This window comes from Proteus hauseri (assembly GCF_040139125.1).
GTDB lineage: Bacteria > Pseudomonadota > Gammaproteobacteria > Enterobacterales > Enterobacteriaceae > Proteus > Proteus hauseri_B.
Genome location: NZ_JBEEUB010000005.1, coordinates 178,150 through 204,164 on the forward strand (window position 1 = coordinate 178,150; position 26,015 = coordinate 204,164).

The 26,015-nt window shown below is 37.4% G+C and carries 18 protein-coding genes; 11 read left to right on the forward strand and 7 right to left on the reverse strand.

Annotation, left to right across the window (positions count from 1 at the left end):
• Positions 1-409 precede the first annotated feature (409 nt).
• From ABN099_RS10520 to pncB, 3 genes are all read right to left on the reverse strand, one after another.
• Complete coding sequence (locus ABN099_RS10520) at positions 410-1,498, reverse strand: porin (RefSeq protein ID WP_349463707.1); 1,089 nt, start codon at positions 1,496-1,498, stop codon at positions 410-412.
• A gap of 341 nt (positions 1,499-1,839) precedes the next feature.
• Positions 1,840-3,240: an asparagine--tRNA ligase gene (gene asnS / locus ABN099_RS10525; protein WP_349463709.1), complete on the reverse strand. Its 1,401-nt coding sequence runs from the start codon at positions 3,238-3,240 to the stop codon at positions 1,840-1,842.
• A gap of 306 nt (positions 3,241-3,546) precedes the next feature.
• Entirely contained in the window at positions 3,547-4,761 is a 1,215-nt protein-coding gene (gene pncB, locus ABN099_RS10530) for a nicotinate phosphoribosyltransferase (protein WP_349463711.1), read from the reverse strand.
• Positions 4,762-5,102: 341 nt separating this feature from the next.
• Between pncB and pepN the strand changes: the two genes are divergently transcribed.
• Positions 5,103-7,718, forward strand: a complete 2,616-nt coding sequence (gene pepN, locus ABN099_RS10535) for an aminopeptidase N (RefSeq protein ID WP_349463712.1) — start codon at positions 5,103-5,105, stop codon at positions 7,716-7,718.
• Positions 7,719-7,882: 164 nt separating this feature from the next.
• On the opposite strand, the gene ABN099_RS10540 is transcribed toward pepN, so the two are convergent.
• Positions 7,883-8,914, reverse strand: coding sequence for a PDDEXK nuclease domain-containing protein (locus tag ABN099_RS10540; RefSeq protein ID WP_349463714.1), 1,032 nt, complete (start codon positions 8,912-8,914; stop codon positions 7,883-7,885).
• Between the two features lie 470 nt (positions 8,915-9,384).
• On the opposite strand from ABN099_RS10540, the gene pyrD reads away from it, so the two are divergent.
• The 4 genes from pyrD to ABN099_RS10560 all read left to right on the forward strand — a co-directional run bounded on the left by pyrD (position 9,385) and on the right by ABN099_RS10560 (position 12,962).
• The gene (pyrD, locus tag ABN099_RS10545; protein ID WP_349463716.1) at positions 9,385-10,395 is read left to right on the forward strand and encodes a quinone-dependent dihydroorotate dehydrogenase; all 1,011 of its coding nucleotides are present in this window, start codon (positions 9,385-9,387) and stop codon (positions 10,393-10,395) included.
• A gap of 220 nt (positions 10,396-10,615) precedes the next feature.
• On the forward strand, positions 10,616-11,167 hold the full coding sequence (locus ABN099_RS10550) for a cell division protein ZapC (protein WP_349463718.1): 552 nt from the start codon (positions 10,616-10,618) through the stop codon (positions 11,165-11,167).
• Positions 11,168-11,554: 387 nt separating this feature from the next.
• Positions 11,555-12,691 carry a colicin E3/pyocin S6 family cytotoxin gene (locus ABN099_RS10555; protein ID WP_349463720.1) on the forward strand — a complete coding sequence of 379 codons (1,137 nt, stop codon included), beginning with the start codon at positions 11,555-11,557 and terminating at the stop codon, positions 12,689-12,691.
• 13 nt (positions 12,692-12,704) lie between these two features.
• Positions 12,705-12,962: a colicin E3-like toxin immunity protein gene (locus tag ABN099_RS10560; protein ID WP_349463722.1), complete on the forward strand. Its 258-nt coding sequence runs from the start codon at positions 12,705-12,707 to the stop codon at positions 12,960-12,962.
• Between the two features lie 335 nt (positions 12,963-13,297).
• Here the strand turns inward: ABN099_RS10560 and ABN099_RS10565 are convergent, their stop codons facing one another.
• The gene (locus tag ABN099_RS10565) at positions 13,298-14,455 is read right to left on the reverse strand and encodes a YcbX family protein (protein WP_349463723.1); all 1,158 of its coding nucleotides are present in this window, start codon (positions 14,453-14,455) and stop codon (positions 13,298-13,300) included.
• A gap of 106 nt (positions 14,456-14,561) precedes the next feature.
• On the opposite strand from ABN099_RS10565, the gene rlmKL reads away from it, so the two are divergent.
• From rlmKL to rmf, 6 genes are all read left to right on the forward strand, one after another.
• On the forward strand, positions 14,562-16,676 hold the full coding sequence (gene rlmKL, locus ABN099_RS10570; protein ID WP_349463724.1) for a bifunctional 23S rRNA (guanine(2069)-N(7))-methyltransferase RlmK/23S rRNA (guanine(2445)-N(2))-methyltransferase RlmL: 2,115 nt from the start codon (positions 14,562-14,564) through the stop codon (positions 16,674-16,676).
• Positions 16,677-16,682: 6 nt separating this feature from the next.
• A complete protein-coding gene (locus tag ABN099_RS10575) occupies positions 16,683-18,614 on the forward strand; it encodes an ABC transporter ATP-binding protein (protein WP_349463725.1) in 1,932 nt (643 codons plus the stop codon).
• 46 nt (positions 18,615-18,660) lie between these two features.
• Positions 18,661-19,986, forward strand: coding sequence for a membrane integrity-associated transporter subunit PqiA (gene pqiA / locus ABN099_RS10580; RefSeq protein WP_432807505.1), 1,326 nt, complete (start codon positions 18,661-18,663; stop codon positions 19,984-19,986).
• Positions 19,979-21,631, forward strand: a complete 1,653-nt coding sequence (gene pqiB / locus ABN099_RS10585; protein WP_349463727.1) for an intermembrane transport protein PqiB — start codon at positions 19,979-19,981, stop codon at positions 21,629-21,631. Before pqiA ends, pqiB begins: the two co-directional genes overlap by 8 nt.
• On the forward strand, positions 21,631-22,194 hold the full coding sequence (gene pqiC / locus ABN099_RS10590) for a membrane integrity-associated transporter subunit PqiC (RefSeq protein WP_349463729.1): 564 nt from the start codon (positions 21,631-21,633) through the stop codon (positions 22,192-22,194). The genes pqiB and pqiC overlap by 1 nt, the downstream gene beginning before the upstream one ends.
• Before the next feature lie 652 nt (positions 22,195-22,846).
• Positions 22,847-23,017: a ribosome modulation factor gene (gene rmf / locus ABN099_RS10595; protein WP_064719533.1), complete on the forward strand. Its 171-nt coding sequence runs from the start codon at positions 22,847-22,849 to the stop codon at positions 23,015-23,017.
• A 512-nt stretch (positions 23,018-23,529) separates the two neighbouring features.
• On the opposite strand, the gene fabA is transcribed toward rmf, so the two are convergent.
• On the reverse strand, positions 23,530-24,048 hold the full coding sequence (gene fabA / locus ABN099_RS10600; protein WP_349463731.1) for a bifunctional 3-hydroxydecanoyl-ACP dehydratase/trans-2-decenoyl-ACP isomerase: 519 nt from the start codon (positions 24,046-24,048) through the stop codon (positions 23,530-23,532).
• An 83-nt stretch (positions 24,049-24,131) separates the two neighbouring features.
• Complete coding sequence (locus tag ABN099_RS10605; protein WP_349463732.1) at positions 24,132-25,874, reverse strand: Lon protease family protein; 1,743 nt, start codon at positions 25,872-25,874, stop codon at positions 24,132-24,134.
• Positions 25,875-26,015 lie beyond the last annotated feature (141 nt).

Here is a 26,015-nt window from a genome sequence, read left to right on the forward strand (position 1 = left end):
CCAACTGTTTGTAGTGAAATTAACAAGAAGTTGTGAACTAAGTGAGAATAAATAGCAAATCAAGATGTAATTAAGTAAATATCCTGTGATTACATTAACATGTAATAATAACGACTAAAATCAATTGATAATTTAGTGCTATCTACTTTTTAATTTATCAAATAAAACAAATAAATGAATGATAAATAGTCAAAATAACCAAATAGTTAGCAATAAAATGGTAGGTTATTATTTTTATTACACTAATAAGGTAGGAAAGGGATGGGAGAGCGGTAGAGAAAAAGGAGACTAATTAGTAATGTTGCAAAGGAAGAGAGCAAGATGGTAAGTAATAATGCATTAAAAAAGCAACACCAAAGTGTTGCTTTTCAAATCAATTAACTTGACTGTTAATTACCTTAAGCGGTAATTAGAACTGGTAAGTCAGACCTAAACCAACAACGTTGTCGTCGTTCAGACCTAAATCGTTATCAGATTTCAGCAGGTTGATTTTGTAATCAACAACTGCAGTCATGTTTTTGTTAAATTTGTAGAAAGAACCTACAGAGATATATTTAACTAAATCTGCATTTGCAACAGCTGAGCCGCCGTTAGCATCTAAGTCTTTACCTTTAGATTGAACATAACCTAAAGATGGTTTGATACCTAGATCTTTGAAATCGTACTGTGCAGTTAACTCGATGTTTTGAGTTTTGTTAGCGATACCGTCAACATAAGTAGTCATGTTACGAGTTTCACCGTACATAGCTGCTAAGTAAACGTTGTTAGCATCAAATTTCGCACCAACGTTCCATGCTTCTGCACGTGAACCGTGAGCAGTGCTAGAATCTTGTTGGAATGAAGTACGAGCTGAACTTGAGTAACCACCACCCAGTGTTACGCCCCAGCCTAAGTTATAAGCTGTAGAGAAACCGAAACCGTCGCCATTAGCTTTTTCGCCATTGCGAGTATTATTGGTGTTTTCGTTGTTTTTGCCTTGGTATTGCAGAGCAAAGTTCAGGCCATCAACGTAACCGAACATATCAGTGTTACGGTAAGTCAGAACGCCAGTAGTACGGCCAGTCATATAAACGTCAGTTTGTGACATTGAGTCGCCGCCCCACAGAGGCAGAATGTCGGTCCATGCGTTGGTGTCGTAAATTACACCGTAGTTACGACCGTAGTCCATTGAACCATAGTTAGCGAATTTAAAACCAGCGTAAGCAAAACGAGTTTTCGCTTTGTCATCACCTTCAACGGTGTTAGTTTTAACTTCGTACTCAAAACGACCGAAACCAACTAAATCTTTATTGATTTGAGTTTCGCCTTTGAAACCGATACGTGCACGTGAAGCGTCACCGCTTTCATGTGAATCTTTATCAGCGAAGTAATGACGAACGTCAACTTTACCGTAGATATCTACTTTGTTGCCGTCTTTGTTATACATTTCAGCTGCGTTTGCTGCACCAGCGAACATCAGAGCTGGGATTACCACTGCAAGAAGATTGCGCTTCATCATTATTATTACCCTCATTGGTGTTATTCAGACACCTTTGCCACTGCCAGAAATAGTTTCTTAATTTTTATGGAACTATTTATGAGAGTTAAGTGTCGTCTGTGTCGGGTGACAGTGTTCCATTGCTGAAAAATTTTATCTACCCCCAATTTGCTACAAAAACGAAAAAAGTGTAACAAATTGTAACTATGTATTTCAAAGTATGTATTTGAGGGAACTTTTGAGTCAAATAAGGACCATGCATAAAAAAAGCCAACCTTGAGGTTGGCTTCTAGTATTAAGTAAAACAAGTATAATAAATAAACAGCATAACTGCCATGCTGAATATTTATTAAGCAAAAAAATTAGAAATCAGCGTTTCTTGGTGTGCGAGGGAATGGAATAACTTCACGAACGTTTGCGACACCAGTCACATAAGCAACTAAACGTTCAAAACCTAGCCCAAAACCAGAGTGTGGCACTGTACCGTAACGACGTAGGTCACGATACCACCAATAATCTTCTTTATTCATTCCCATCTCTTCTAAGCGTTTATCAAATATGTCTAAACGCTCTTCACGCTGAGAACCACCGATGATTTCACCAATACCCGGTGCTAATACATCCATTGCCGCAACAGTTTTACCATCTTCATTCATACGCATATAGAATGCTTTAATGTCTTTTGGATAGTTTTTAACTACGACAGGTGCTTTAAAGTGCTTCTCTGCAAGGTAACGTTCATGCTCAGAAGAGAGATCAACGCCCCAATAAACAGGATTTTCAAATTTCTCACCACAGTTTTCTAATACAGTGACTGCATCTGTATAGTCAATCTGGGCAAAATCAGAAGTAATAAAGTTTTCTAAACGAGTAATGGCATCTTTATCAACACGCTGTGCAAAAAATTCCATATCATCTTTGCGTTCAGCTAATACTGCTGCAAAGGTGTATTTCAGCATTTTTTCTGCCAGTGCGGCAATATCGTTAAGATCAGCAAACGCCACTTCAGGCTCAACCATCCAAAATTCCGCTAAGTGGCGGCTGGTGTTTGAGTTTTCAGCACGGAAAGTAGGACCAAAAGTATAGACTTTACTTAGTGCAGAAGCATAAGTTTCGCCATTAAGCTGACCTGACACCGTTAGGAATGCTTCACGACCAAAAAAGTCTTCACTAAAGTCTACTTCGCCTTTATCTGTACGTGGCAAGTTGTTCATGTCTAATGTAGAGACACGGAACATTTCGCCAGCACCTTCAGTATCCGCCGCAGTAATAAGAGGCGTTGATACCCAGAAGAAACCTTGTTCATCGAAGAAACGATGTAGTGCTTGCGACAAAGTATGGCGAACGCGAGCAACGGCACCAATTAAGTTAGTACGTGGGCGAAGGTGTGCAACTTCACGCAGGTATTCAATACTATGACGTTTGGCGGCCATCGGATAAGTTTCCGGATCATCAACCATTCCTACTACTTTGATTGCAGTAGCATGAATTTCAAAGTTCTGTCCTTGGCCCGGAGATTCAACAATTTTACCGGTGACTTCCACAGAGCAACCTGTGGTTAAGTGCAGCACTTCATCTTGATAATTCGGTAAATTATTATTAATGATGGCCTGTACTGGATTAAAGCAGGAACCGTCATAAACGGTAAGAAATGAGATACCAGCTTTTGAATCTCTTCTTGTACGTACCCAACCGCGAACGGTGACATCTTCGCCAACCGCGATAAGGCCTTGCAGTACGTCAACTACAGGCGCAACGATCATAAATAAATCTCTCTTCGTTTAATTAAAATAATTGTTTGGTTAATTCACTCTGCCCCTGTTGGACAGTTTTTCTATGTTACTTGCAATAGCGCAGGAAACAAGTAGGAAATTTTAGTTTAAAGAGTGAATAAAGAAGAGAAAAGCCTTTGTATAAAATAAATTGATAAAAATTGGCTATTCATTGATGAAAAGAGGGGTTTATTACGAGAGAAAGGGTAGTAAATACCCTTTCTTCTATATAGTACTTTTTGATAACAACGTTTGCTGTGGTAACGATTTAGATAACAAATTAATTGTTAGTCTTAATTAGCAAGCTTGTTTAACCAGTGGAACATCAAAGGCTTTGCGTAACTTATCAACAAAGTCATTATCTTCACAAATGGTTTTGCCTGGGCTATCAGATAGTTTAGCAACGGGTTTACCATTACACTCCACTAGCTTAATAACAATATTAAGTGGGGTAACCATTGGAATGTTGCAAGTTAACCGTGTTCCAATACCAAAAATAAGGCGAATACGCTTATGGAAATGTTTATAAAGCACCAATGCCTTCTGGAAATCGAGGCTATCAGAAAACACCAATACTTTACTCATTGGATTAATGCCAAGTTTTTCATAATGCGCAATGGCTTTTTCACCCCATTCAATAGGGTCACCAGAATCATGACGTAATCCTTGATAGCGATTTGCAAAAGGTCTATCAAAGTCACGTAAAAAAGCATCCATCGTAATGCAATCTGTAAGAGCAATGCCCAGTTGATCTGGGTATTCATCTAACCATGATTGTAATGCCGCTCGTTGGCTGTTCGCCAATTCAGGACTAATTTGCTGATGAGCTTGGAACCACTCGTGAGCCTGTGTGCCTACTGGTGCTAATTGCATACGTTCAGCTAAATGATAGTTGCTAGTACCAACAAGATAAGGAAAGTGATTTTTTAGCTCATCAACAATGGCGCACTGCACATCATAAGAAAAACGGCGGCGAGTACCAAAGTCCATAAGTTTAAAATCAGCTAAATCAATTTGTTGTTCCGCGGCATCTTGATAAAACACGTTAATTAATTTACGTAATTGATTAACTGCATCATCAGGGCTTATTTGAGGTGAACGTTCACGATGAACGATTTCACTTACCAACGCCAATAATGGAACTTCCCATAGAATAACTTCACGCCAAGGGCCTGTTATTCTAATTCTTAGTTGGTTTTCTGGTGTAGCAGAAATGTTGACTTGTTCGGGTTTAAATCGAAATTGCTTAAACCATTGCAGATAGTCATTTTTGAAAAAAGGGAGACTCTGAAGATAGTCAAACTCTTCATTGCTCAATGACAAGTCTGCCATCATATTAACTTGATGGCGCAAGGTTGTTGCATATTCACCTAGACGTTCATCACTCCGACAACGGAACTCTGCAACGACAGGAATATCACTGTAATGATGGAAAACTGCCTGTTGCATGTGAAGCTTGTAAGCATCAGTATCCAGCAGCGATGTAATAATCGGTGTAGCGTCTAAAATCATAGCGCGTCAAGCATCCTCACGGAGCGTTTTTATGTCAGCTAAATCGTTAAGGTTGGAGAGTATACCCGAATATGACAACAATGGAGTCACTAATCGATGATATTTCTCTGTGACATAAAAACAAGCTGTAAAACTTCGAATAGTTTACCACGTTAAACATAATTTGGGAGTATGTTAGCATCATTTACCAAATAAATTGATTACATGTATTAATAAATCATTAACATTCTGTTGACTTTTAATGTTTTCAATTGAAGTTTCGACTGGCTAAAGCTATTTTTGACGAGTAAGCTTTGGTTATATAACCGTTAAATAGTCGTGTTAACTAAAGGGTTTTTTCTATGACACAACAAAGAATTGCTAAATATCGTACAGATTACCGCGCTCCTGACTACACAATCACCGATATTCATCTCGATTTTATCCTCGATAAAGAAAATACACAGGTTACAGCGATTAGCCAATGTAAGCGTACAGCTTCAACGCAAGTCCCTTTAGTATTAGATGGTGAAGATCTCAAACTAAAATCGATAACTGTTAATGATGTTGCTTGGACTCACTATAAAGAAGAAAGCGGCAAACTCATTATTGAGCAACTTCCTGAACAGTTTACTTTAAAAATTATTAATGAGATTAATCCTTCTGCAAATACTGCATTAGAAGGTTTATATGTATCTGGTGATGCGCTGTGTACACAATGTGAAGCCGAAGGTTTCCGCCATATTACTTATTATTTAGATAGACCAGACGTATTAGCGCGTTACACCACCACAATTACCGCAGATAAAAAACAGTATCCTTATTTACTATCAAACGGTAACCGAATTGCTCAAGGTGAATTAGAAGAGGGGCGCCATTGGGTAACATGGGAAGATCCACATCCAAAACCAAGTTACCTTTTTGCGGTTGTTGCTGGTGATTTTGATGTTCTACGTGATACTTTCACCACCAAAAGTGGTCGAGAAGTGGCTTTAGAGTTATTTGTCGATAAAGGTAATCTTGATCGTGCTGATTGGGCGATGACATCATTGAAAAACGCGATGGCATGGGATCAATCTCGTTTTGATTTAGAATATGACCTCGATATTTATATGATTGTAGCGGTCGATTTCTTTAATATGGGCGCAATGGAGAATAAAGGCTTAAACGTTTTTAACTCTAAATATGTGCTCGCAAAAAGTGAAACAGCAACTGACAAAGACTATTTAGGTATCGAATCCGTTATTGGCCATGAATATTTCCATAACTGGACAGGTAACCGCATTACATGTCGTGATTGGTTCCAATTAAGCCTAAAAGAGGGCTTAACGGTTTTCCGTGACCAAGAATTTAGCTCAGACTTAGGATCTCGCTCTGTTAATCGTATTAACAATGTTCGTGTTATGCGCACTGCGCAATTTGCCGAAGATGCAAGCCCAATGGCACATCCTATTCGTCCTGATAGTGTAATTGAAATGAATAACTTCTATACCTTAACCGTGTATGAAAAAGGTTCTGAAGTTATTCGCATGATCCACACTTTATTGGGTGAAAAGCAATTCCAAGCAGGTATTCAGATGTATATCCATCGTCATGATGGTAGCGCTGCAACTTGTGATGATTTTATTCAAGCGATGGAAGATGCTTCTAATGTGGATCTTACTCTATTTCGCCGTTGGTATAGCCAATCAGGGACACCACAATTAACAGTGCGTGATAGCTATAATGCTGAAAAGAAACAATACACACTAACTGTGAGTCAAATGACACCGCCAACTGCGGAACAAGCAGAAAAACAAGCACTGCATATTCCATTAGATATTGAACTATATGATACAAAAGGGGATGTTATTCCTCTGCGTTCACAAGGTCAGGTTGTTTCTAATGTGCTAAATGTAGTGCGTGAAGAGCAACAATTTGTGTTTGATGATGTACCAGAACAGCCAATTCCTTCTTTATTACGTGAGTTTTCAGCACCAGTAAAACTGGATTATCCATTTACTGATGAACAACTCTCTTTCTTAATGAAATATGCACGTAATGCATTTTCTCGTTGGGATGCGGCGCAATCACTGCTTGGTCGCTATATAAAAGAAAACGTGGCTAGAGTACAAAAAGGTGAGACATTAGTTTTACCTGAAATGGTTATTGATGCTTTCCGTTCTGTATTACTAGATAAAGATATTGATCCCGCATTAGCTGCACTTATTCTTACATTACCGACAGATCTGGAAGCGGGTGAAGCATTCGCAATTATTGATCCAACTGCTATTCATAACGCATTGCATTTTATTCGTAAAACATTAGCAACAGAGATGGCAGATGAATTCTCTGCGGTTTACCACTCAATGCATATCGGTGCTTATCGTGTTGATCATGGTGATATTGCCAAACGTGATTTACGAAATGTTTGTCTTAGTTATTTAGCTGCTGAAAATGAACAGACTGGTAATCAATTAGTCGAAGCGCAATATCATAATAGCGATAATATGACTGACGCACTTGCCGCTTTAAATGCGGCGGTGATGGCTGACTTACCTTGTAAAGATGCGTTGTTACAAGCCTTTGATGATAAATGGCATCAAGACGGCTTAGTAATGGATAAATGGTTTAGCTTACAAGCCACCAGCCCAGCAAAAGATGTATTGCAAACAGTACGTAGTTTGCTATCTCATCGCTCATTTACATTAGCAAACCCTAACCGTACTCGTGCATTAATAGGTGCTTTTGTAACTAATAACCCAGTGGCTTTCCATGCTGAAGATGGTTCTGGTTATTTATTACTGACAGAAATTCTGACTGATTTAAATAGCCGTAATCCACAAGTAGCGTCTCGTTTAATCGAGCCTTTTATTCGTTTAAAACGTTATGATGCAGCACGCCAAGAAAAAATGCGTGCAGAGTTATTAAAGCTAAAAGCGTTAGACAATTTATCAGGTGATTTATATGAAAAAATTACTAAAGCATTAGCTGATTAATATAACGGCTTATATCACTTTATGAGTGAATAAAGAGCGTTAGATCAGAAATAAAACACCCCAAAGTTGGATCCCAATCTTGGGGTGTTTTTTATTTTTAATTCTTTGATTTTATTTAGGTAAATAATGATTTTATTATAAATAACCAATGAGGTTTGATTACTTTATATTTTCTGTTTAAGTAATTTATGACGTTCTTTTTCTAGTTGTGAAATCAGCTCTTTTTCACTAGGTAGCTCTAGCATATATTTTGAAGCAAACAGTTGTTTACTTTCATTAAGAATTGAATATTTAGCTACAGTATGATTTTTTTCGGTACAAAGGATTAGACCTATGGTTGGATTATCATCATTACGGCGTTTTTTCTCTTCATACATTCGTACATACATATCCATTTGTCCTACATCTTGATGGGTAAGTTTATGCATTTTTAAATCTATTAACAGAAAGCATTTTAAATGGAAATTATAGAACACTAAGTCAATATAATAATCGCCATCATTTGTACTAATACGCTGTTGTCTTTCGACAAAAGCAAATCCTTTGCCGAGCTCGAGTAAGAACTCTTTCAGGTTATCAATTAAAGCTTGTTCTAGTTTATTTTCTTGTAATGCGATATTAGGAAGCCCTAAAAAATCGAAAATATAGGGATCACGTAAATAATCTTGGACAGAATGCTCAAGTTCTCTTGTTTTTTGCTGTCCTTCAATTAACACGGGTAGAATATCTTGTTGCTTCCCCTGAGTAGAAATTAATCGTTCATAATACAAGGTACTTATTTGTCGTTCTAAGGCACGAGCAGACCAAGATTGTGCTATTGCTTCATTTATATACCATTGACGTGCATGTTCGCTTTTCAATCGAAGTAAAGTTCGGTAATGTGTCCAACTTAATTCGTGACGCACTGCGTCACAAATTGGAAATTTAAGATAAAATTGTCGCATATAACGAAGATTTGAAGTGTCAAAACCTTTTCCAAACTCTTTGGTTAATTCAATAGATAATGACTTTAAAACACCCTTACCAAATTCTGCTCGTACAAGTCCTTGTTGCTCATCTTCGACAATCAAGCGCCCGATTTCCCAATAAGTTTGAACCATTATATTGTTGACTAATTGCGCAGTCTGTTTTCGTCCTTGAGTAAGAAGTTTACGGATATTGGTAAGTAAAGGTATATGTGTGTCTGTATCTCTCATTAGGTGGTTTCCGTTTCAGTAATTTATCGGATATCACACAGTTTGCTTCCCAAATTTAGCTTTGTTTAATTACAATTAATTGTAAGGTATCTGACTTGAATTACGTTTTTATGTGATTCGCTGTTTTTAGCTATTTTTAATAATTGTTACTTATTTTGTTTGCTGCTAAACATGAAAAAAATCTTAAATCTCTTTATTGCTTAAGGATTACTTCAATTTACTTATGTGATTTATATGAAAAAGTCACTAAAGCATTAGCTGATTAATATAACGGCTTATATCACTTTATAAGTGAATAAAGAGTGTTAGATCATAAATATAATTAGATCCCCAGCATAGTCTGGGGATTTTTTATGCGTGATTGTTAAATTAGAGCATTTACTTTTAGTATATTTATCTATATGATGCACGACGCTTAAATCGTCGTAGACACATCATTCCTAATACCCGATATTCTCAATGGAGATCGTATGTATTATTCCCTAGTCAGGAAGGCATTGTTTCGGCTAGATCCTGAACGTGCCCATGATTTTACATTCCGCCAGTTAAAGCGTTTATCTCATTCCCCTTTTAAATTTCTAATTCAACAATCGCTTCCTGCTAAACCTGTTTCTTGTATGGGACTCTCATTTAAAAATCCACTTGGTCTTGCTGCTGGTCTTGATAAGAATGGCGATTGCATAGATTCATTGGGTGCGATGGGTTTTGGCTTTATTGAAGTGGGTACAGTGACACCTCGTCCTCAAGTAGGAAATGATAAACCTCGGTTATTTCGCTTAGTAGAAGCTGAAGGTTTAATTAACCGAATGGGCTTTAATAATTTAGGTGTAGATAACCTGATTGAGAACGTAAAACAGTCACGTTATGGTGGTGTGCTAGGTATTAATATTGGTAAAAATAAAGATACCCCAGTAGAACAAGGAAAAGATGACTACCTAATTTGTATGGAAAAAGTCTATCCTTATGCGGGTTATATTGCGATTAATATCTCATCACCAAATACTCCAGGTTTACGCTCACTGCAATATGGTGAAGCATTAGATGACCTTTTATCTGCGATAAAAAATAAACAACTTGAGTTACAAGGTAAATATCAAAAATATGTACCTGTTGCAGTAAAAATAGCACCAGATTTAACTCATGAAGAATTAATCCAAGTTGCAGATAGTTTAGTTCGACATCATATTGATGGTGTTATTGCGACAAATACAACATTAGATAAAACATTAGTTAATGGATTAAATTATTGTAATGAAGCAGGTGGATTAAGTGGACGTCCTGTGCAATCTAAAAGTACGCAAATAATCCAGCAATTAAATGATGAATTAAAAGGTGCATTACCTATTATTGGTGTAGGTGGAATTGACTCATTAACAGCCGCAAGAGAAAAAATGGATGCTGGTGCATCTCTTATTCAAATCTATTCTGGTTTCATTTATCACGGCCCCGCACTTATCAAATCTATAATTAATCATATCTAATTATATCTAAATAACGGGACAGGGCTTTTCTTCTGTCCCTAACTCGTTTATATTGCCTCTAGTTGATTATTTTTTATTAAATTGCACCAATTGTGCTTAATTAATAGTAAAATGAATCCTGTTTTTGATAGGTGATATTAAATATTTTATTTATGTCATCTGTTTTTCGATTAGTTGTATAGACAATAAAGCAGGTAATGAATCGAAGGGGGATTAATTAGTGATAATAAAACCCGATGATCGCTGGCGTTGGTATTTTGATGATGAACAACAACGGCTCATGCTTGATTTAGCAAACGGTATGGTTTTTCGTTCCCGTTTTTCAAGCAAAATGTTAAGTGAGAGTGCTTGTCAATCAGCACCTTTTACCGTTGATGATGCCGCTCTTTATTATGGATATGATGAGCAAATTCGTAAAATAGATATGCCATCTGAATCAAGAGCTGAGTTAGCTTTAAATGCATTAATTGCCCATCGCTTTTTAAAACCACTGATGCCTAAAAGCTGGTATTTTGCAGTTAATTATAATCAATTAACGCCTTATTTAGCGCAAGTGGTCGAAGTTTCATTAAAAGATGGCAATGAAAAAGCCCTTTTTTTAGTGACGGAAGTGGGTACTCAAGCTTGTTTATGTTTATTAGCTCAACCGCAATTAGCGTTATTTGATAAAACACTTAATTTTTGTGACCCAATAAAAATTATGAATGACAGGTTAAGCGAATATCATAGAGTGTCAGAGTCAGGATCATTATTGTACGGAAAAGTTATTTAACAAAAAGAGTAAAAAGGATTTACTCTTTTTTATCATTACGCCAAAACAACACTTCCCAAAATCAAATTATCATTATTCTCTCTGCTATATTCCCACAAAGAAAAACAAAAAATAGCTTTATTGGTTTGGTAATTGATAAGAATATTCTTATTAAAAATATTTAATTATATTGAGTGAAACAAGAGAATAAATAAAAAGGCAATAAAGAATTGCCTTTTTTTGTTTGTGATGAAGAGGGTATTATTTTTTCTTAAAAGAAAGTTTTAGATTTCCTTTAGGAATACAACTACAGGCTAAAATTTTGCCTGAGCGTTATGGCTGAGAGAAGGTAACACAAGTAGAGCAATAAAAATTTATACACAGCGCTATCTACCGTATGCGGGGATGATGAGTGGTAGTTTAAAGTACGCAGTTGAATCATATGATTCTATTGTCGAAATGTTTATTTCGACACCTAAGCAACCAATCGGTATTCCTTCTGTGTTAAATACAGCAATAACATCTGCACAGTCTAGGTTAATCCCGGGAAAGACTATCGATAAAGCCACATTAGCTCCAGTCGCTATATTTACTCCAGCAATAACAACGACAAATGCAACGGCTACGGAAACGTTGGGTGCTATTTTAGGTCGAGCGTTAGGTTTAGGTGCGGGTCTTATGCTGTATTCTCCTCCCGTTGGTGTCGGGAGTGATAGATACCCTCCAATGATTTATCAAGAATACCCTAAAAATAAAGAAACTGCGCTTACTGCGACTGGATTGAAATTAAATATTCCCAAAGAAACACAATTGAGAGATATAGCAAGGCAAAAAGGTATCATTAATACTTCGGCAACTGTAATTGAACAGATTGTTAATGGGACGAAACAAATTGAATTAGTCAAAACGAATACACCAGTTAAAACTCGTGTAGTTGAAGCAAGAAAAACGGTTGAGAAAGGTATTTTTGCTTATACTTTACCAAATGAGAAACAAGAAAGAATAGTTCAGATTGGTAGTGCGGAGATCTTAACGGGTACTGCATTACCTCAGCCAGAAAGACATAAATATCTACCTGGTAAGATATATGATATTCCTAGGTTTAATACCTTACCTTTAGATGCACCTACTTTTTTTACAGAAAGTGAGAAAGAACAGTCTTCGCTAAAAGAGCCTATAATTTTGGTATTTCCATGGGAATTGGGAATAAAACCAATTTATTTATCAACAGGAAAGAAAGATAAACCTCGCCAAGGCGTAAAAGAGCGTGGTCATAGTTATCACCCAGCACCAAGAGCTGAAGATATTAAAGGATTGGGCATCCTTAAGCCCATTCAAGGTAAAACACCTAAACAAGGTGGAGCAGGCAAACGTAATCGCTGGAAAGGCGATAAAGGGCGAAGGATCTATGAGTGGGATTCACAGCATGGCGAGCTGGAAGGATACCGCGCCAGTGATGGTCAACATATAGGGGCATTTGACCCCAAAACAGGTAAGCAGTTAAAACCTGCAGATCCTAAACGCAATATCAAAAAATTTCTATAAGGTAGATAAGATTATGGGATTGAAATTACATACTCAGTGGTTTGATAAAAAAACAGAAGAAATTATAGGCGAGGAATACTCAAAAGATTTTGGTGATGATGATTTCTTGATTGATGAAACAATTGATCCAAAAGATGAAAATATAATTAATAATGGGGTTTTTGATTTACATAAAGATTGGGTTAAAGCTATTCAAAAGCATGTTACACATAAAATTGAATTGAATAAGTATATTTATCAAATTTCTTTCGATTACCGTGATAAATGGTAATGAACAAGTGTATATAATACTCATTTACATCATTTTGAAAGTCTCTTAATGGAGACTTTTTTATTGAGTTATGAGGTATCCTCTTAAAAATTAGTTAGTTAATCAATCTTAATGTACTTATTCTCAAGAGAATCCTTTTCATTACCTTTATACTTAACAAGGTAATACTGTTCTGGCAAATCATAACGATTGACGATGTAATGAATATTGGGGGGAAATTACTTGAACTTTGGGATTCAATAAACTCAGTTATATATGATTGGGGGAAAGCTAATCAATTTAATATTTACTGATAACGATATATATCATACATAACTGTGTTTATATTGAGTTCTTTATTTCATTTCTTTGTTTATGGTAATTTCATTTTTATTATCTTTAAGTGACAGTTTCACATTACCGTTAGGCACACAACTACAGGCTAAAATTTTGCCTGAACGTTTAATGGCTCCGGCTTTTAATGCATTAACATCGCCTTCATCTAATTGGATAACACAAGAGCCACAAAGCCCAGCTCTGCAACTATAGGGAATAGCATAACCATTATTTTCAAGCTGTTCTAACAGGACTTCTTGGTTATTACCCTCAAAAATCTCACCGTTAAATTCAATGCTGACAGCCTGTTTGGGTGTGTGTTCAACAATAGGAGTTAATTGTGTTTCAACAGGGGCTGTTACAAGATATTGTTTGGCTTCTTTATAAGCTAATACCTCAACAGCATCTCCCACACGAATAATGCCTGTTTGGCGGATGATGATATTTTGTCCAAAATCGACATCACCTGTTTCATCACTGCGGAATGTTTGCAGTGTCGCAAGGGGTTCTGTGTTAGGATGTTTAATGCCTTTATCAATGCTGATAGTTGTCATTATGCAGCGACTACACGGTTTCATCAGATCCATAACCACTGAACCAACACGTATAGTTTGCCAAGTATCTTCTTCAAAAGGTTTTGCACCAGTGACTAAAATATTGCCGCGAAATTGCTCAATATTAATTGAAGCAGGGCAACGCTGTTGCAGATATTGAAATGAAGCTTCGTTAATTAATAAGTATGGGTAACCATCCGCAAAAGAAACTGCAGTATCAGGGCTCTTTTTAACACGACGAGTTGGCTTTTCGCCAGTCCATCGTAGTTGAACATCCCTATTTAAATAACGACTGAACCATTGATTTATTTCATCTGGCGCGATATACGCGGTAAAATGATTTCCCCAAACTTCTGTTGGCTGCAATGTGGTTTTGAAATCTTGATAAGTAATTGCGATACCTTCGCCATCAGGTGCTTGAATATAAATACCATTAGCCATAGCGGTTGGGATGAAACACAGCAAATTAGGAAATTTTCGTGCCGTAAGAAAAGTGCCTTCAGGGGTAGTTATCATAAAATCACGATCAAACGTGAATCCGCTTTCGCGAGCAAAAGCCTGAGAAAGGCGAATTCCTTTCATTGATTTAACTGGGTGAACATAAAGGCGTGATACGTTGATCATGGCTGCTCCAAAAGACTTTATTATTTTTTATAGCCAGTAACTTTATGACAACGTAATACAATTAGCTATAATGCCCAACAATTTTATTTTAGGTGGTAACAATATTATGCGCTCTCTGTTTGCCAGCACAGGCCGAGGTCTGGAAGAACTATTAAAATCTGAACTTGAACACTTAGGTGCTCAGTCTTGCCAGATAACTCAAGGTGGTGTTTATTTTCGTGCTGATGATAAAACCATGTATCAATCTTTACTCTGGAGCCGTTTAGCATCGCGGATCATACTTCCGCTAAATGAATTTAATGTCTACAGTGATTTAGATTTATATCTTGGTGTGCAAGCAATTGACTGGAGTGATATTTTTACTGTTAATGAAACCTTTGCAATTCATTTTAGTGGCACAAACGACGTTATTCGTAATAGCCAATATGGCGCATTAAAAGCAAAAGATGCCATTGTTGATTCATTTCAACGTAAGTTAGGACAACGTCCTGATGTCGCTAAACAATCTCCTGATATCAGGCTGACTATTCACCTACATAAAGAAAAAGCTTCTTTATCATTAGACTTAAGTGGTGATGGTTTACATCAGCGTGGTTATCGCGATCTTACAGGTCAAGCGCCATTAAAAGAGAACCTAGCCGCTGCTATTATTATGCGTTCAGGTTGGAAAACAGATACACCCCTGATTGATCCAATGTGTGGCTCAGGCACCTTATTAATAGAAGCCGCAATGATGGCAACAGATTGTGCGCCAGCATTAAATCGTGTGAATTGGGGATTTCGTCATTGGTTAGGTCATGATGAAACATTATGGAAAGAAGTGACTCAAGAAGCATTTGCTCGCTTTCGTGAAGGTAAAAAGAGTACGGTTGCCCGTTTTTATGGTTTAGATGTTGATAAACGTGTACTGGATATGGCAAGAGCCAATGCCCGTAGAGCTGATGTTGCTGATCTTATTACCTTTACACAGGGTGATGCGGCAAAACTGACTAATCCTGTTGCTGGTGAAATTAAAGGAACTATTATCAGTAATCCGCCTTATGGTGAGCGTTTAGAAAGCGAACCCGCACTAATTGCCTTACACAGTCAGTTAGGAAGAGCTATAAAAGCACACTTTCCTGGTTGGAGATTATCACTGTTTAGTGCTTCACCAGAATTATTAAGTTGTATTCAGTTACGTGCTGAACGTGAGTTTAAAGCCAAAAATGGTCCACTTGATTGTGTACAGAAAAACTATTTACTTTCTGATACACCTTCAACTATCAATACGGGTTTAGCTGAAGATTTTACAAACCGTTTACGCAAAAATGAGAAAAAACTCGCGAAATGGGCAAAACAACAACAGATTGAGTGCTATCGATTATACGATGCTGATTTACCTGAATATAATGTTGCAGTAGACCGTTATGGCGAAAAAGTTGTTATTCAAGAATATGCGCCACCTAAAACAGTTAATGAGCATAAAGCGCGTCAACGTCTATTTGATGTAATCAGTGCCACCATGGAAGTGTTAGCGTTACGTTCTGATCAACTGATATTAAAAACACGCCAACGCCAAAAAGGTAAACTGCAATATGAAAAAATGGCTGAGAAGGGCGACTTTTTCTTAGTTGATGAGTTTGGTGCAAAATTCTGGGTGAATTTAACCGATTACCTAGATACTGGGTTATTTTTAGACCATCGTATCGCACGTAAAATGCTGGGTGAAATGAGTAAAGGAAAAGATTTCTTAAATCTTTTTGCTTATACCGGAACCGCATCTGTTCATGCAGGATTAGGCGGCGCGAAAAGTACCACAACTGTTGATATGTCGCGAACTTACCTTGAATGGGCAGAAAAGAATTTTCAAGCAAATGGCTTAACCGGTAGACAACATCGCTTAATGCAAGCGGATTGTTTACAGTGGCTAATGCAAAGTAATGAACAGTTCGATGTGATTTTTATTGATCCACCCACTTTTTCTAACTCAAAGCGGATGGAAAACACATTTGATGTTCAGCGCGATCATATCGAGCTAATGAAACATCTCAAACGTTTGTTAAGAAAAGGGGGCACAATTATGTTCTCTAACAACAAACGTGGATTCAAAATGGATAATGACGAACTAGCAACAATCGGACTATCTGCAAAAGAAATTACGCAAAAGACATTATCACAAGATTTTGCACGTAACCGTCAAATCCACAATTGCTGGCTATTATGTCATGCTGGTGAGGAATAATTTACAATGCCATTAATTAGTTTGACTGGAGCTTATTTAGCGTTTAGTGATGCTCCTTTATTGGATAATACCGATTTATTTATTGATGAAAATGAACGCGTCTGCCTAGTAGGGCGCAATGGTGCGGGAAAATCCACACTATTACGCGTATTAGCAAAAGAACAGCAATTAGACGATGGTCAGGTTGTTTATGAGCAAGATCTTGTTACGGCACGCTTGCAACAAGATCCCCCAAGAAATATTGAAGGCACCATTTTCGATTTCGTTGCTCAAGGTGTTGAAGAAGATGCAAAATACTTAACGGATTATCACCATATATCTAAGATCATTGAGACAGATCCTTCTGACAAAAATCTTAATCGTATGGCAGAGCTACAAGAAGTATTAGATAACCGTAATCTTTGGTTACTTGATAGCCGTATTGCCGAAGTATTAGAAAAATTGGGCTTAAATGGTGAAGCAGAGCTCTCTTCTTTATCGGGTGGTTGGTTAAGAAAAGCCGCATTAGGTCGTGCTTTAGTCAGCGCACCAAAAGTGCTGTTCTTAGATGAACCAACAAACCACCTTGATATCGAAACCATTCTTTGGTTAGAGAAATTCTTAAAAGATTTCCAAGGCAGCATTGTCTTTATTTCCCATGACCGTTCATTTATTCGTAATATGGCTACACGTATTATTGACCTTGATCGTGGGCATTTATCATCATGGCCAGGAAATTACGACAAATATCTTGAAAGCAAAGAAGAAGCACTGCGTGTTGAAGAACAACAAAATGCAGAGTTTGATCGCAAATTAGCCCAAGAAGAAACATGGATCAGACAAGGCATCAAAGCGCGTCGTACTCGTAATGAAGGACGTGTTCGCGCATTAAAAGCACTTAGAGTTGAACGCGGTGAGCGCCGAGAAGTGCTTGGTAGTGCTCGTATGCAAGTCGAAGAAGCAGCACGTTCAGGTAAAATTGTATTTGAACTAGAAAATGTTAATTACAGCATTGAGTCGCGTACTTTAGTGCGTGATTTTTCAGCTAAAGTACAACGTGGTGATAAAATCGCGCTGGTGGGACCTAACGGCTGTGGTAAAACGACACTGCTAAAATTGATGTTAGGTGATTTAAAAGCAGATAGTGGTCGTGTTCATTGCGGAACTAAACTTGAAGTTGCTTATTTTGATCAACACCGAGCAACTCTTGATCCTGATAAAACAGTAATGGATAACCTTGCTGAAGGTAAGCAAGAAGTGATGGTAAATGGGCGTCCTCGCCATGTACTAGGCTATTTACAAGATTTCTTATTCCCACCTAAGCGTGCAATGACGCCTGTTCGTGCATTATCGGGTGGTGAGCGAAATCGTCTGTTACTAGCACGTTTATTCTTAAAACCAAGTAACTTACTTATTCTCGATGAACCGACAAATGACCTTGATGTAGAAACATTAGAGTTATTAGAAGAACTGGTTGATGCTTACCAAGGAACCGTTCTTCTAGTAAGCCATGATAGAGAATTTGTTGATAACAGTGTTACTGAATGCTGGATCTTTGAAGGTGATGGTAATATCAGCAGCTATGTTGGTGGATATTACGACGCTCAACAACAAAGAGCGCAATCAGTCTCTTTACGTGGTGAGTCGAATAAATCGCGTTCAGTACCAGAAAAAACTGAAAAAGAGATAAAAACTAAAGAGAGCGCAAAAAAGAGCAATCGTGTTGCTAATAAGTTAAGTTATCATTTAACGAGAGAACTTGAACAGCTTCCAGCAAAATTAGAAAGTTTAGAAACTGAGCTCAGTGCGCTGCAAGAAGAGGTGAGTGATCCTAACTTTTTCACTCGTCCTCATGAAGAGACTGAGAAAGTGTTAAAAGCGCTCGCAGATAAAGAACAAGAGCTAGAAACAGCTTTTGATAGATGGCAAGAGCTAGAGTTAATGCAAAACGGTGAATAGCCAATTTAAAACGGGGCATTAGCCCCGTTTTTTCTTCTGGTATGCAATGTTTATTGATAATCAAAAGATAAGAGGTGTAGCAGTGTGCTCTGGTCAACAACATAAGCATGAACATAAACATGAGCAGATATTATGTCCTCAGTGCGATCTGGTGGTCAGCGTACCTCAATTGGTTCAAGGTACTAAAGCAACATGCCCTCGTTGTCATACCGTGTTAATTGCACGTTGGAGACAACCTTTTCGCCAACCTGTTGCTTTAGCCATTAGCGCGCTGTTTATGCTGCTTATGGCGTGTCAGTTTACTTTTGTCAGTATGGAAGTCGCCGGCATTGCAAATAATGTGACGCTATTACAAATCCCAAGGGTGATGTTTAGTGAGAACTATGTTGAACTTGGTGCTTTCTTCTTATTATTTGTACAAATTGTGCCTGCATTTTGTATGTTTGCGATTGTGTTACTTTGTACGCCAATAAAATTAGCTAGAAAATTACAAATTTGGTTATCGCGTATTCTTTTTCAGCTTAAATCATGGTGTATGGCAGAAATTTTTCTGGCGGGTATCTTAGTTAGCTTTGTTAAACTTATGGCTTATGGTGATATCGGATTAGGCTTGAGTTTCTTACCTTATGTCCTATTTTGCTTATTACAAATCCGAGCTTTTCAGTGTCTAGATCGCCATACTTTATGGGAAAAGTTAGAGCCACGACCCACTTATCCTCCTATTGAATCAGGAAAGTCAGGTTTAAAGCAAGGTGTAAGACTGTGTCGTTCATGCACAGCAATATTACCAGCAGATCAATACGAATGTAGCCGTTGTGAAGTAAAAGGTCATGCAAGAAGACCTAAAAGTTTACAGTGGACGGTCTCACTATTAATTACCTCTTTGATCCTTTATATCCCTGCCAATTTATTACCAATAATGGTGACAGAATCATTAGGTAATAATCTCTATTCGACCATTATGGCGGGGGTAATATTGCTATGGGAAGATGGCTCTTATCCTGTTGCAATGGTTATTTTTATTGCCAGTATTATGGTGCCTAGTTTAAAAATGATAGCCATTGCTTGGTTATGCTGGGATGCTCATAAAACAAAAGGAAAAAGAGATCCTGCAAGAATGCATTTTCTCTATGAGGTTGTTGAATATGTTGGACGTTGGTCAATGATTGACGTCTTTGTTATCGCTGTTTTAGCTTCATTAGTCAGAATGGGACGTCTGATGAGTATCTACCCAGATTTTGGCGTAGTGCTATTTGCATTGGTTGTGGTGTTAACCATGTTCTCTGCAATGATGTTTGATCCTCGGTTAACATGGGATAAATGTACTGCCGAAGATGATAAACCGATGATTAAGGAGCCTAAGGGTGACTGAAAAGAATGAAACTGCTTTATCTGAAGCAAAAATTAACAAATTAAAGAGCTGGTCTCCAGTTTGGATAATACCGCTAGTCACATTATTTATTGGGGCATGGATCCTTTACTATCATTTCAGCCATCAAGGACCTGAAGTTACATTAATTACCTATAATGCTGATGGAATTGAAGCCGGAAAAACAAAAATTAAAAGTCGAAGTGTGGATATTGGTTTAGTAGAAACCGTCACACTCGATAGTAATTTCAGTCGCGTTATTATAAAAGCGCGACTTGATACAGAAATGAAAGAGTTACTACGTGCTGATACGGCATTTTGGGTTGTTAAACCTCAAGTGGGTAAAGAGGGTGTAACTGGGTTAGGAACGCTATTATCAGGTGCTTATATCGAATTGCAACCGGGCTTAACAGGTAAAGAGCAAGATGAATTTAACTTACTTGATTCTCCACCACTCGCTTCTCCGGATGCACAAGGTATTCGTGTTACCTTAGTGAGTGAAAGAGCGGGGCAGTTAAATCCTGGTGATCCGGTCTTATTTAGAGGTTATCAAGTAGGTTCTGTTGAAACCAGTGAATTTAATATTGATAGCCGTGATATGCATTACCAACTCTTTATTAAAGCGCCTTACGACAAAATGGTCACATCAAATGTACGATTCTGGAAAGACTCTGGCATTGCATTTGATATGTCGTCATCAGGTGTACGTGTTGAAATGGCATCACTTTCAACTCTATTTAGTGGTGGTGTGAGCTTTGATGTACCAGAAGGTTGGTTACCGGGTGATGAAGTTGATCCTAAAGTAGAATTCAAACTTTACGATAACGAAAAAAGTATTCAAAACTCTCTTTATACCGACTACCGTGGCTATATTATGTTCTTCTCTGACTCTGTTCGAGGATTACAACCCGGCGCTCCTGTTGAGTTTCGTGGTATTAGAATGGGTACTGTTGTTCAAGTTCCTTTCTATACAAAAGGTATGCAGCAGTCTCTTGATAAAGATTTCCGTATTCCAGTGCTTATTCATGTTGAGCCTGAGCGTTTTGCTGATGATGTTGGTAAAAGCTTTGACTACATTAAAGAGATCTCTTCTGCGGTTAATGGTGGATTAAGAGCCTCTTTAAAATCGGGTAACTTGTTAACTGGTGCACTTTATATTGACCTCGATTTTTATCAAGATGAAGGCGAATGGAAAGGGGCTAAAACCGTTGCCGGTTTCCAGCAAATTCCAACGGTCAGTTCAGGGTTAGCTCAAATTCAGCAAAAAGTGCTGACATCACTGGATAAAATTAATAATTTACCTGTTGAACCAATGCTTAAACAGATGACAGAAACATTATCTGAAAGCCAAAAAGCAGTAGCTGAAGCGAAAGAAACACTGAAATCATTAAATACTATGATTGGTAGCGATGAATTCAAAAATCTACCAAATGAAATTCAGCAATCTCTTAAAGAGATAAATCGCAGTATGCAAGGATTCCAGCCGGGCTCTCCTGCATATGGCAAAATGATTGATAATATGCAGCGATTGGATCAAGTATTAAGAGAGATGCAGCCATTGTTGAAAACCCTAAACAACAAGAGCAATGCATTGATTTTTGAAGCACCACAAGGGAAAGATCCAGAACCAAAGAGGGCTGAGAAATAATGAAATATATCATTGGGATATTTGTATTGATGTTGACTGCATGTTCAAGTCAGCCTAATAAAGCGTATTATCAGCTGCCTGTAGAACCTCAGCAAGTGGTAGCGCTTAAAGCACAGAGTGTACAAAAATCACAAATATGGGTTCAGCCTATCCGCTTATCAGACATGTTAGTGAGTGCGGGAATTGTGTATCAAACAACAGATATTAACTATACCGTCGCTAATCAACATCTTTGGGTTAATCCATTGGATCAGCAGTTACAACAAAATTTAGTATCAGGTTTATCTCAAGCGTTTCCTGATACAGTTGTAGCCACACAACCAATAGACGATAACTTGGCAAGATTAACGGTTTCAGTTAACTACTTCCAAGGTCGTTATGATGGAAAAGCAGTAATTGCTGGAGATTGGATTTACGTTGAGGGTAACAAGGTGATTAAACAACCTTTTTCACTCACTATTGATCAAAATGAAGATGGCTACCCAGCGTTAGTGCGAACTTTAGGTCAAGGTTGGCAACAAGTTGTGGCAAATATAGCGCAGGCAATTACCACTCAGCGCTAATTAACGCTCTTCTCTCTATTTGTGAAAGCCCGATATTCACTTAACGTTATTTTAAGCTGAATATTGGGCTTTTATTTGAGATTGATAAAATCACATGTAAATCGCCTGAAAAATGGATACTTTCGTACCATTAGTTTTGAAGAATTTGAATTGATTGAACTATGTAATAATAATCATTAATTTTTTATTAAGTGCATATTGGCTATATCCTTAATAAATATAGGGTAATATAAACTGTTTTTTTTATTTATTAATATAAATAGACTCGAAAATTATATCTCTTGATTAAGCGTTCTATTGACATAGATTGAAAAATAAACATTATTTATTTTTACTTAATTTATTGATAATAAGTATTATGTTTAATAAAATAATTTATCAAAAGATAAAATTATTTTATTTATCAATAAATAAGAAATATTTTCTATATGCCAATGTAAATCTAGAATAAACTTCAACTCAATAACATTAAATATAATTAACTGTAATCTAAGGTTATTTAAAATAGAGCCAGCTTGATATCACAAATATGACATTTATATTAACTTCTTTACTTGCTTAAACCTTCAAGAAAGCGTATCAATTTATAGGGTTGTTGAAAAAACAATCATTATCTTTCCGCTTAAACTTATAACGTGAGGGTTGTCTAAAGATGAAAAGACAGAAACGAGATCGTTTAGCTAGAGCATTATCGAAAGGTTATCAAGCAGGTATTCAAGGACGTTCAAAAGAGTTATGCCCCTATTTTGCGATAGATGCGCGTTCGCACTGGCTGGGAGGTTGGCGACAGGCAATGGAGGATCGCCCCGGTCTGGTAAAATAAAATAACCCATCGTAATAAAATACAAATGAGCCATTTTCACCGAGTTCAGGTTGTATTATTGCGGTTTTACCGACAATCAAAAGCGGGTTATTTATAGATATTCCTATGCGGTTAGTTGTACATAGGACAATTTAAATAACATATGAATTGGAAAGTAAAAGGGCTTACATTATGTAAGCCCTTTTACTTTCTATAGAGATCCATTTTTAGGTTGGAATATATTAATTTTTTTACGTAAGCTAAATCTATAGTAAGTAAAATAGCTAGACCAATATTGCTGGTGTTATATAGCTAATCACTCTTTTCCGATATTTTTCTTACTCAAAATCAAACACTATTTCCAGTTATTAAAAATAGATAATCAACATAATGCAGATAAAAAATACACATTAAAAATAAGCTGCTTTATATGAAGATAATAACGAGTAGAGTCGCTAAAATAGAAAAAAATACCGCGTATTTATTTTACGCGGTATCTTATTTTCTATAATAATTTCAAATAATTATAGATTCTAGAATGCAGTGGTATCTTTAAATAAGCCGACTTTTAAGTCTTTTGCTTCATAAATCAGTTTACCATCAACAAAAACTTCACCGTCAGCAATACCCATAATCAGTCTACGATTGATAACACGTTTGAAGTTAATTTTATATGTTACTTTCTTTGCTGTTGGCAATATTTGCCCAGTGAATTTGACTTCGCCAACGCCTAGTGCGCGGCCTTTGCCTTCGCCACCAAGCCATCCTAAATAGAAGCCAACTAACTGCCACATGGCATCAAGCCCTAAACAGCCCGGCATCACAGGATCATTAACGAAATGGCAATCAAAAAACCATAAATCAGGTTTGATATCGAATTCAGCTTCAATAAAGCCTTTATCATGGGTGCCGCCATCTTCAGTCATTTTAATGATGCGATCCATCATTAACATATTACCAGAAGGCAGTGGCGGTCCATCCTGACCAAATAATTCACCACGACCTGAAGCAATGAGGTCTTCTTTAGAATAAGATTCGCGTTTATCAACCATTGTCTACATAGCCTTTATCATTTGTAAGGTGACAGAATAGCTTACACTTGTACGCTGAACAACTCCGATCACTTGAAACAGAATTATCTTAATATGCGAAGAAACCAAGGTAATCTCGGTCTATCCTGATTATTTGCTAGTGTTATACGATCATGAATAACAGCTAACAGGTGTTCATCAGATTGATTTTCTTCACACTGTCCTTCGTAATACGGCTGACGAGTTAGCAAGGTAATGGCTTCAGCAACATGGGTAACCGGCCAAATATGAAATTTTTCTTCTTTGATAGCCTGCACAACATTTTCATTTAAAACTAAATGTCGAATATTTGCTAAAGGAATAATAACACCTTGCGAACCTGTGAGTTCTCTTTCTTGGCAGATATCAAAAAATCCTTCAATTTTTTGGTTAACGCCACCAATAGGTTGAACTTGACCAAATTGATCCACTGCACCTGTTACTGCAATTTGTTGGTCGATAGGTTGCTGTGCAAGTGTACTGATTAATGCACACAGTTCAGCCAATGAGGCGCTATCGCCATCAACTTCACCATAGGATTGCTCAAAGACAACAGAAGCACTGAATGGCTGTGGCTGGTCTAAACGTAGCTCTGAATTAAGGTAGGCTTGCATTATCATCATGCCTTTTGCATGAATATTGCCACCTAACTCAGCTTTTCGTTCTACATCAGTAAATTCGCCATCACCAATATGGGCAACACAGGTAATACGAGCGGGTTCACCAATTAAATCGGGATAACCAGGATAATCCAATACAGAGAGCCCATTGATCTGTCCAATGACTTCACCCTCAGTTTGGATCATAACTTGACCTTGTAAAATCTCATCACGACTACGTTCTAACAGATAGCTATGACGCCATGAGCGATTTTCTTCCGCTTTTTTTAGTGCATCTGCATTGAGATAAGCATCATGATTAAAACGTAAAGCATTGCGAAGCTGACGTAAGATCCATTCAAGGTCAAACGTTAAAATAAGCTGATCTTCATGACGACGAGCCGCTTGTGTTAATAACACTTCCCAAGCTTCAGGTGATAAAGAAGGTAAGCGATACTTTTGACATAGTGCATTAACAAAACCACACCATTGAGTAAGTGCTGCCTCATCTTCTAAATACATGTCTTGTTCATATTCGCCATATAAAGCAGACTCGCTTAATTCTGGCTCCATAAATTCGAACTCTTCAAGACTTAGACGATCACCAACAAGAATAACGCGTAAATTGAGCGGCATACTTTCAATAGGAAGTGGCAATGATTGGTTTTCATTCCAAATTAGCCACTCAAAGCGTTGCTCTTCTACCATTTTCTTGAGTCGAAACCACATAAGTGGTTGTGTTAATAACGCTTTAATCGAGAGAACTAAAATTCCGCCATTAACCTGATGCAATAAACCAGGGTTTACGGTCACGGTCTCTTTATGGCAATAGAATGAACCAAAAAGCTGTTCTGGTTCAATCCAACTACAGCAGGCAATGGGCACTGATGATGAAAACGCACCTTGTACATTGTCTTGCCAGTAAATTTTATTGGATTCAACTTGATAGGTACCCACCACAGGATAAGTTTGAATTTCTGATTGTCGTAATGTGTCGGATAGCGTATCAAAATATGCAGCAGAATCTTCTGCTTTTAACAGCATAAACTGACCTGACTCGGCATTATTAAGCCATTGTAAGCTTTCGTACAGGCGAGGTTGAACCTCACGGAGCAGAGATGCAGGCAATTGAGATGCTGTTTGGAAAAAAGTCTGATAGGAGGCGTAATCAGGACGTAACGCCTGCCATTCTAATTCGTTGTTTTTCAAGGTTACCGTTTTTTATTATTGGTTAGTGAAAAGAGTCATTATTATGATATCTAACATGAGATATCTATCCTGCAAGTTTGCTGTCATTAAAGGCATTGGCAGGCAATATTTTGCTATTACCTCACAAAAATACCTTATAGG

Coding starts and splice junctions, on each gene's coding strand:
- ABN099_RS10520 (WP_349463707.1), bottom strand. CDS start 1,498: ATGATGAAGCGCAATCTTCTTGCAGTGGTAATCCCAGCTCTGATGTTC.
- asnS (WP_349463709.1), bottom strand. CDS start 3,240: ATGATCGTTGCGCCTGTAGTTGACGTACTGCAAGGCCTTATCGCGGTT.
- pncB (WP_349463711.1), bottom strand. CDS start 4,761: ATGATTTTAGACGCTACACCGATTATTACATCGCTGCTGGATACTGAT.
- pepN (WP_349463712.1), top strand. CDS start 5,103: ATGACACAACAAAGAATTGCTAAATATCGTACAGATTACCGCGCTCCT.
- ABN099_RS10540 (WP_349463714.1), bottom strand. CDS start 8,914: ATGAGAGATACAGACACACATATACCTTTACTTACCAATATCCGTAAA.
- pyrD (WP_349463716.1), top strand. CDS start 9,385: ATGTATTATTCCCTAGTCAGGAAGGCATTGTTTCGGCTAGATCCTGAA.
- ABN099_RS10555 (WP_349463720.1), top strand. CDS start 11,555: ATGAGTGGTAGTTTAAAGTACGCAGTTGAATCATATGATTCTATTGTC.
- ABN099_RS10560 (WP_349463722.1), top strand. CDS start 12,705: ATGGGATTGAAATTACATACTCAGTGGTTTGATAAAAAAACAGAAGAA.
- ABN099_RS10565 (WP_349463723.1), bottom strand. CDS start 14,455: ATGATCAACGTATCACGCCTTTATGTTCACCCAGTTAAATCAATGAAA.
- rlmKL (WP_349463724.1), top strand. CDS start 14,562: ATGCGCTCTCTGTTTGCCAGCACAGGCCGAGGTCTGGAAGAACTATTA.
- ABN099_RS10575 (WP_349463725.1), top strand. CDS start 16,683: ATGCCATTAATTAGTTTGACTGGAGCTTATTTAGCGTTTAGTGATGCT.
- pqiA (WP_432807505.1), top strand. CDS start 18,661: ATGTTTATTGATAATCAAAAGATAAGAGGTGTAGCAGTGTGCTCTGGT.
- pqiC (WP_349463729.1), top strand. CDS start 21,631: ATGAAATATATCATTGGGATATTTGTATTGATGTTGACTGCATGTTCA.
- rmf (WP_064719533.1), top strand. CDS start 22,847: ATGAAAAGACAGAAACGAGATCGTTTAGCTAGAGCATTATCGAAAGGT.
- fabA (WP_349463731.1), bottom strand. CDS start 24,048: ATGGTTGATAAACGCGAATCTTATTCTAAAGAAGACCTCATTGCTTCA.